The following is a 7,167-nucleotide window of genomic DNA, read 5'->3' as shown; positions in this document are numbered from 1 at the left end:
CACTCAAAGCTTTCTCAAAAGGAATAGAAGGGCGAATGCCATTGTGTTCCTGCCGTGGCCTCCGACTCTGTTTGCAGGGCAAATGGTAAATGGGCGGTGAGAGCACGCTATACGATAATGAGCTCTTAAGCCAAATTGAGGCGGTTCCAAATTCATGGAGTTGTTAATGACCAAAATAGTTATTACTGCCTCAGGAGTGTGATAAAGAATGAGTACAGAACGTGTGGAAAGAATAGAAGAAAAAAATATTATAGAACAAGTTGCTAGAAGTCTCGGAACCAAAAATTTCGGAGATGTGATGGTGGTCGGAGGAGGGATCAGCGGTATTCAAGCCGCGCTTGATCTGGGTACCGCCGGTTTTAAAGTATACCTGGTGGACACGGCGCCGACCATTGGCGGCCACATGGCCCAGCTTGACAAGACCTTTCCCACCAATGACTGCTCCATGTGCATAGAATCACCCAAGTTTGTTGAATGCAACAGGCATCCCAATATAGAGATCGTATCCTACACGGAAGTTCACAGTGTGGAAGGAGAAGCAGGAGACTTCAAAGTAACCCTGTTTAGAAAGCCCAGGTATATTAACGAGAGCAAATGCACGGGCTGCACCGTCTGTGTAGAGTACTGCCCGGTCAAGTACCCCGATCAATTCAACCAGGATATATCCAATAATAAAGCCATCCATATATACTTCGCGCAGGCAATTCCCCTTAAGCCCTATATAGATGAAAGCTGCCTTTACCTTAAAGAAGGGAAATGCCAGATATGCAAAGGAGTCTGTAAGAACGACGCCATAGATCTCAATCAAAAGGGCGAGATGGTAGAAGTAAAAGTAGGAGCGATAATCCTGGCTCCCGGCTACGTGCCGTTTGATCCCAAGCTGAGGGAAGACTACGGCTACGGAAAGTTTGAGAACGTGGTAACCAGTATGGACTATGAGCGGTTGTTATGCGCCACCGGGCCGTACGAAGGTGAGATCCTGCGCGCCACCGACAAGAAGCATCCCCATAACATAGCCTGGATTCACTGCGTCGGCTCCAGACAAGTTATCCCGGGCGGCAATAGTTATTGTTCAGCCGTATGCTGCACCTATACCCAGAAACAAGTGATATTGACCAAGGACCATGACGCAGATGCCCGGTGCACCATATTCCACAACGATATACGGTCCTACGGCAAAGATTTCGAGCGGTTCTACCAGAGAGCGGAGAACCTGCCCGGGATTCGCTTTATCAGAAGCTACGTGTCAATAGGAAAAGAGATCCCCGAAAGCAAGAACGTAACTATAAGGTATTCCACACCCGACGACGGAGTAAAAGAAGAAGAATTCGACATGGTGGTGCTGTCCGTCGGCTTGAACCCACCCCATGATTTCAAGAACTTCGCGGACAGGTTCGGCATCAAGCTCAATGCGCACGGATTCTGTGAAACCAATCCGTTTAACCCGATGGAGACCACCCGCCCCGGAATCTTTGTCAGCGGCGCCTTCCAGGGACCCATGGATATCCCCGAGTCGGTGGTGACCGCCAGCGGGGCCGGCTCCCAATGCGGCGAGCTCCTCAACTACCGGCGGGGGAACCTGGCCAGAGAAAGAGTGTATCCGCCAGAAAGAGACGTCTCGCAAGAAGAACCCCGGATCGGTGTCTACGTATGTCACTGCGGGGCCAACATCGGAAGGATAGTAGACGTTCCCGGCACAGTTGAATATGCCAAGACCCTGCCCAATGTAGTTCACGCTGAAGAAAACCTCTTCATCTGCTCCACAGAAGCCGCCGCGATGCTGGCAAAAGATATCCAGGAAAGAGAACTCAACCGCGTGATCGTCGCCGCCTGCACCCCCAGGACACATGAGCCCCTGTTCCGGGACACCCTGCGGGAAGCCGGCATCAATCAATATTACTACGACATGGCGAATATTAGAGAACACTGCTCCTGGGTGCACTCCAAAGAAAAAGAAGCGGCCACCCAAAAGTCAAAAGATATAATCCGGATGTCCGTAGCCCGGGCCATCCATTTAGAGCCCTTGCAGGAATTCGACCTGCCTGTCGACAAAAGAGCGGTAGTGGTCGGAGGAGGCGTGGCCGGCATGACCAGCGCCCTTTCCATAGCCAACCAGGGACATGAAGTGCACCTGGTGGAAAAAGAAAAAGAATTAGGCGGAATCGCGCGCAGAATACATTACACCCTGGAAGGGATGGACGTTCAAGCATACCTGCGGGATCTTATCCGCAAAGTGTACCAGCATCCCCTGGTACACGTATATACCGGCGCCACCATCCCCGAGGCAACCGGTTACGTGGGGAATTTCACGACCAAGGTGAAGTTTGACAGAAGGGTCATTGAGATAAAACATGGAGCAACTATCATCGCCACCGGCGCTGAAGTATACAAACCCACCGAGTATCTTTATGGCGAAGATGACAGAGTAATGACCCACCTCGAGTTGGAAGAAAGAATCACCAAAGGAGACGAAAAAGTAATTAACGCCGGGAGCATAGCAATGATCCAATGCGTAGGCTGCAGACAAGAAGACAGAAATTACTGCAGCCGGATATGCTGCAGCGAGTCCATCAAGAACGCCCTGAAACTAAAAGAGATAAACCCCGAAATGGACATCTACATTTTCTTCCGGGATGTCCGAAGCTATGGATTCAAAGAAGATTATTACCGGGAAGCGGCAAGTAAAGACGTCAGGTTCATCCGCTACGAGCCCGATAATAAACCACAAGTAGAAGCTGTTCAAGAAGATGGCCGCAGTTTCTTGCGGATTACCGCGACCGATCCCGTTTTAGGCAAAAAGCTTGAAATAGACGCCGACGCGCTTGCTTTAGCCGCCGCCGTTATTCCCGCCGCGGACAGAAAAGAAATATCCGGATTATTTAAAGTATCCTTGGGTCCGGATGAATTCTTCCAAGAAGCCCACGTCAAATTAAGACCCGTTGACTTTGGCGCGGAAGGCGTTTACCTGTGCGGAATAGCCCACTATCCCAAGCTTATATCCGAAACAGTCAGCCAGGCATATGGAGCCGCCGGCCGGGCCCTGACCCTGCTTGCGAACGATACCGTGGTGGCCTCGGGCTCCGTTTGCGCGGTAAACGAGCGCATGTGCATGGGCTGCGGGGCGTGCGTCACGGCGTGCACCTACGGCGCCATAGAACTTCGTGACACAAAACAAGGCAAAAAAGCAGGAGTTATTCCCGTTCTCTGTAAAGGAGACGGCCTATGCAACACAAAGTGTCCGACAGGAGCGATTCAGCTGAAACACTATACCGATGAAGAGCTATTAAATCAGATTGACGCGCGTTTTAAAGAATCATTTGTGTAATGAACAAGGCCAAGGCCGGGATTAATAACAAAGGAGTTTAGATAAAAATGAGTGCTGAAGCTAAATTTACACCAAAGATGATCGGCATCATATGCAATTGGTGCTGCTACGGAGGCGCGGATCTTTGCGGGGTTTCCCGTTTTCAGTATCCCCCCTATATAAGGTTGATCAGAGTGATGTGCTCAGCCAGAGTCGATATGAAACACATATTCCGGGCTTTCCTAAATGGAGCGGACGCGATGTTTGTGGGCGGCTGCCATCTTGACGACTGCCATTACATTACCCATGGGAACTACGAAGCGATCAGCATGGTTCAGCTATGCAGAAAATTACTGGAGCACATCGGCATAAACCCCAAAAGGTTGAGGATAGAATGGGTGTCCGCCGGTGAAGGAATCCGTTTCGCCAACATTATGAACGAGTTCGGCGCGGAAATAGAGAAGATGGGCCCTTTGGGCAAAGCCGAAGGCATTAGTGAAGCTGAATTGAAGTCCGGACTAGAAGAAGTGACCAGGCTAATCCCCTATATTAAGCTGGCGAAGAGGGATAAGCTGGCGTTGCATATATGTGACAATCATGAAGCGTACAACGATCTTTACACCAGTGACGAGATAGACGAGCTGCTGCGCGAAGTACCCTCGTACTATATCGACCCGGAAAAATGCCAGGCCTGCATGACGTGCGCCAGGAGATGCCCCGTGGAGGCGATCATCAGCGCCAAGGGCCAGGTCCACGTGATCGAGCAGGAGAAATGCGTAAAATGCGGGACTTGCTTTGAAGCTTGCCCGCCTCGCTTCAGCGCGATCCGGAAAATCGTCGGCGAGCCCGTTCCGCCGCCTCTTCCCGAGGGAGAGAGAACTGTAGTCAGAAAGAGCAAAGAAAAAGAAGTTGGTTAATGTGGGGAGATGATGTATTATGGCAACTGATTACCGTCCGATGTGGGAATCCATCGGAATTGACTTGGAGGCTCACGACCAGATTTTGCAAGTCTTGCCGCCCACATACGGGGAGGTATATCTGCAGCAGGAAAACCGTCCGGCCGGCATGGAATATTTTGATTTTGTCGTTAACGAGATACATGGGCTGCGCATACAGGAACTGCAGGAGCACAAAGCCAATGGCGGCAAGGTAATCGGTACTTTCTGCGTTTTTGTTCCGGAGGAAATTATCCGCGCTGCCGGAGGCATTTGCATCGGCCTGTGCTCGGGGATTGAAATAGGGGTCACTCAAGCTGAAACTGTTCTGCCCAGAAATATCTGTCCCCTGATCAAGTCCTTTATGGGATTTAAATTAGCCAAAGTCTGTCCATATTTCGAATCCTGCGACATGGTGGTGGGTGAAACCACATGTGACGGTAAAAAGAAAGCTTTTGAAATCTTGAATGATTACGTTCCCGTCCATGTGCTGGAGACGCCGCAGATGAGGCGGGAAAAGGACAAGTCCCTGTGGAAGAGCGAACTTCAGGATTTCATGGCCAGGGTGGAAGAAATCACCGGCGTGAAAATTAACGCGGAATCCCTGAGCCGCTCGATTAAAGAGGTGAACGGCAAACGCAAGGTTCTTTTGCGGCTTGCCGAACTGCGCAAGAACAACCCCTCTCCGATCAGCGGCAAGGATTGCCTTTTAATTGAACAAATAGCCATGTACGACGATGTTGACCGATTTACCAAAATGGTTAATCAACTATGTGACGAGCTTGAAACAAGAGTTAAAGAAGGCAAGGGCGTCCAGGAACCGGGCGCTCCGCGAATCATCGTTACCGGTACGCCGATGGCCATACCGAACTGGAAAATGCCTCATATCATTGAAGGCAGCGGGGCGGTCATCGTGGCCGAGGAACTATGCACAGGCCTTCGCTATTTCGAAAACACTGTGATGGAGGACGGCGCGGACATGGAACAGATGGTCGGCGCCATAGGGGAGAGATATCTCGGCATAAACTGCGCCTGCTTCACTCCTAATCAAGGCAGGATGGAGAAACTGGTCAGTCTTGCGAAAGAATACAAAGCCGATGGGATTATTCACTGCTCCCTGGCCTTTTGCGACCCTTACATGATCGAGGCCAATCGTGTGGAGAAGGTGTTGAAAGAACAAGGCATCCCCTTGTTGAAAGTTGAAACTGACTACGGCCAGGAAGATTCGGGACAGCTGAAAACAAGGGTTGAAGCATTTTTAGAGATGATCAGGTAGGAAATTGCCACTCAGCGATGCCGGGTTATATAAAATTTAACCCGGCATTATTTTATCAATTACCATTTAAGAAGGAACCTTGATAAAATTGTAGAAATATAACAAAATGATAATGGCATGCTAATTGACCGGCGTATAACGTCGGTCAATATTTGTATTTATATAAATCGACATAATATGACAATTTATTTAATGCAATAAACTTTCCTGGAGGGGCCAATGTTTACACAAGCACCGAAATCGGCCAATAATCATGATCTTTCTGAAAAACACGACAGCAAGAAAAAGGCTGAGCACAATTCGCAAGGGCATTTATCCGCTGGCTTTTTACTTACTCAAGAAAAAATAATGCAACTTCAAAAGACGATCGGTAATAGCGCTGTAATGCAGCTGTTAAAATCTCATTTGCGGCAACAGCCTGTCGGTTTGCCGGTTCAGAGAATGGAATCAGAAGAAAATGAAGACGACATGAAACCGGATGATGGATTGCCGATACAAGGAATGTTTACTCTGCAAGGAAAAGAGTATTACGAAGAAAAAGATATTAAAAAAAACTCAAGTCTTATGAAATTTTTGAGTAATAATCACCTTTTGGAAGCTGCTGTTAAGTTAGCGATAGATGAAACTGAATCTCCGGAATTTAAAACGTTACCCCAGCTAAAAATATATTTGAGGATGTGAGGCATTGGAATATAAGACAATCAGTCAGTTAAGGTTAGGCGATGTGGCTTATGGATTTTATTTTATAAAAGCGATAGAGTGTAAAACAGCAAGCAACAATAAAAAATATTTTGATTTGATACTATCCGATAAAACCGGTACGATCAATGCAAAAATATGGGATGTATCCGAAGGTGATGAACATAGATATTATGCTGGAGTAGTGGTAAAGGTTAAAGGAATAATAACTGAATGGCAAAATCAACTTCAATGCAGAATCGAAAAAATAAGGTTAACCGCAGGCACGGATGGAATCAATATTGAAGATTTTATTCCAATGGCTCCCTGTCAACCGGATCTTATGTATGAAGAAATATTAAAATATGTATCTAGAATTAAGAACCGTGATGTGCTTGAAATTGTTAGCAGGATTTTAAACGACAGTAAAGATAAGTTAATGTTTTACCCCGCGGCTAAGAAGAATCATCATTCTATCAGGTCTGGTCTGCTCTATCATATTATGACTATGCTCAAGAGCGGTGAGAAACTGAGTGAAATTTACACATTTATTAATACCGACTTGCTGTATGCCGGCATTATTTTACATGACATAGCTAAGCTTGATGAAATGGATGCCAATGAACTTGGCATTGTAACAGATTACACTATTGAGGGAAACCTGTTGGGTCATATTGTTCAAGGAATCAAAAAGATAGCTTTTGCGGCAGAGGAAATCGGAGCGGATGAGGAAATTTCATTATTGTTACAACACATGATCCTGTCACATCATTACGAACCTGAATATGGTAGCCCAACCAGACCCCAAATACCTGAGGCAGAATTATTGCATTATATTGATATAATTGATACCAGGATGTTTGATATCGAAAAGGCCCTTGAAAATATTGGCAAGGGTGATTTTTCTCAAAGAATTTGGGTGTTGGATAATAGAAGATTATATAAAGCAAAATAATGGAAATAGCAGGCAGCCC

5 protein-coding genes are annotated in these 7,167 nt (G+C 47.3%); all 5 read left to right on the top strand.

All coding sequences use genetic code 11. The annotated features are described in order from the left end of the window. Window positions 1-208 precede the first annotated feature (208 nt). The 5 genes from A4E54_RS11460 (at window position 209) to A4E54_RS11440 (ending at window position 7,148) form a co-directional block, all read left to right on the top strand. Complete coding sequence (locus A4E54_RS11460) at window positions 209-3,325, top strand: FAD-dependent oxidoreductase (RefSeq protein WP_286726180.1); 3,117 nt, start codon at window positions 209-211, stop codon at window positions 3,323-3,325. Between the two features lie 47 nt (window positions 3,326-3,372). Further along, on the top strand, window positions 3,373-4,221 hold the full coding sequence (locus A4E54_RS11455; RefSeq protein WP_286726179.1) for a hydrogenase iron-sulfur subunit: 849 nt from the start codon (window positions 3,373-3,375) through the stop codon (window positions 4,219-4,221). 19 nt (window positions 4,222-4,240) lie between these two features. Next, complete coding sequence (locus tag A4E54_RS11450) at window positions 4,241-5,515, top strand: double-cubane-cluster-containing anaerobic reductase (protein WP_240082623.1); 1,275 nt, start codon at window positions 4,241-4,243, stop codon at window positions 5,513-5,515. Window positions 5,516-5,734: 219 nt separating this feature from the next. Further along, the gene (locus tag A4E54_RS11445) at window positions 5,735-6,196 is read left to right on the top strand and encodes a hypothetical protein (protein ID WP_240082622.1); all 462 of its coding nucleotides are present in this window, start codon (window positions 5,735-5,737) and stop codon (window positions 6,194-6,196) included. A 4-nt stretch (window positions 6,197-6,200) separates the two neighbouring features. Next, entirely contained in the window at window positions 6,201-7,148 is a 948-nt protein-coding gene (locus tag A4E54_RS11440) for a 3'-5' exoribonuclease YhaM family protein (protein ID WP_240082621.1), read from the top strand. Window positions 7,149-7,167: the final 19 nt, after the last annotated feature.

The sequence above is a fragment of the Pelotomaculum sp. PtaB.Bin117 genome (genome assembly GCF_002067195.1).
GTDB lineage: Bacteria > Bacillota > Desulfotomaculia > Desulfotomaculales > Pelotomaculaceae > Pelotomaculum_D > Pelotomaculum_D terephthalicicum.
Note: the sequence above shows the minus strand (reverse complement) of the source record. Positions and strands in the feature narration are given on the sequence as shown.

What these genes read in the sequence shown, in the direction of transcription:
- A4E54_RS11460 (WP_286726180.1), top strand. Translation starts at nt 209, where the DNA reads ATGAGTACAGAACGTGTGGAAAGAATAGAAGAAAAAAATATTATAGAA.
- A4E54_RS11455 (WP_286726179.1), top strand. Translation starts at nt 3,373, where the DNA reads ATGAGTGCTGAAGCTAAATTTACACCAAAGATGATCGGCATCATATGC.
- A4E54_RS11450 (WP_240082623.1), top strand. Translation starts at nt 4,241, where the DNA reads ATGGCAACTGATTACCGTCCGATGTGGGAATCCATCGGAATTGACTTG.
- A4E54_RS11445 (WP_240082622.1), top strand. Translation starts at nt 5,735, where the DNA reads ATGTTTACACAAGCACCGAAATCGGCCAATAATCATGATCTTTCTGAA.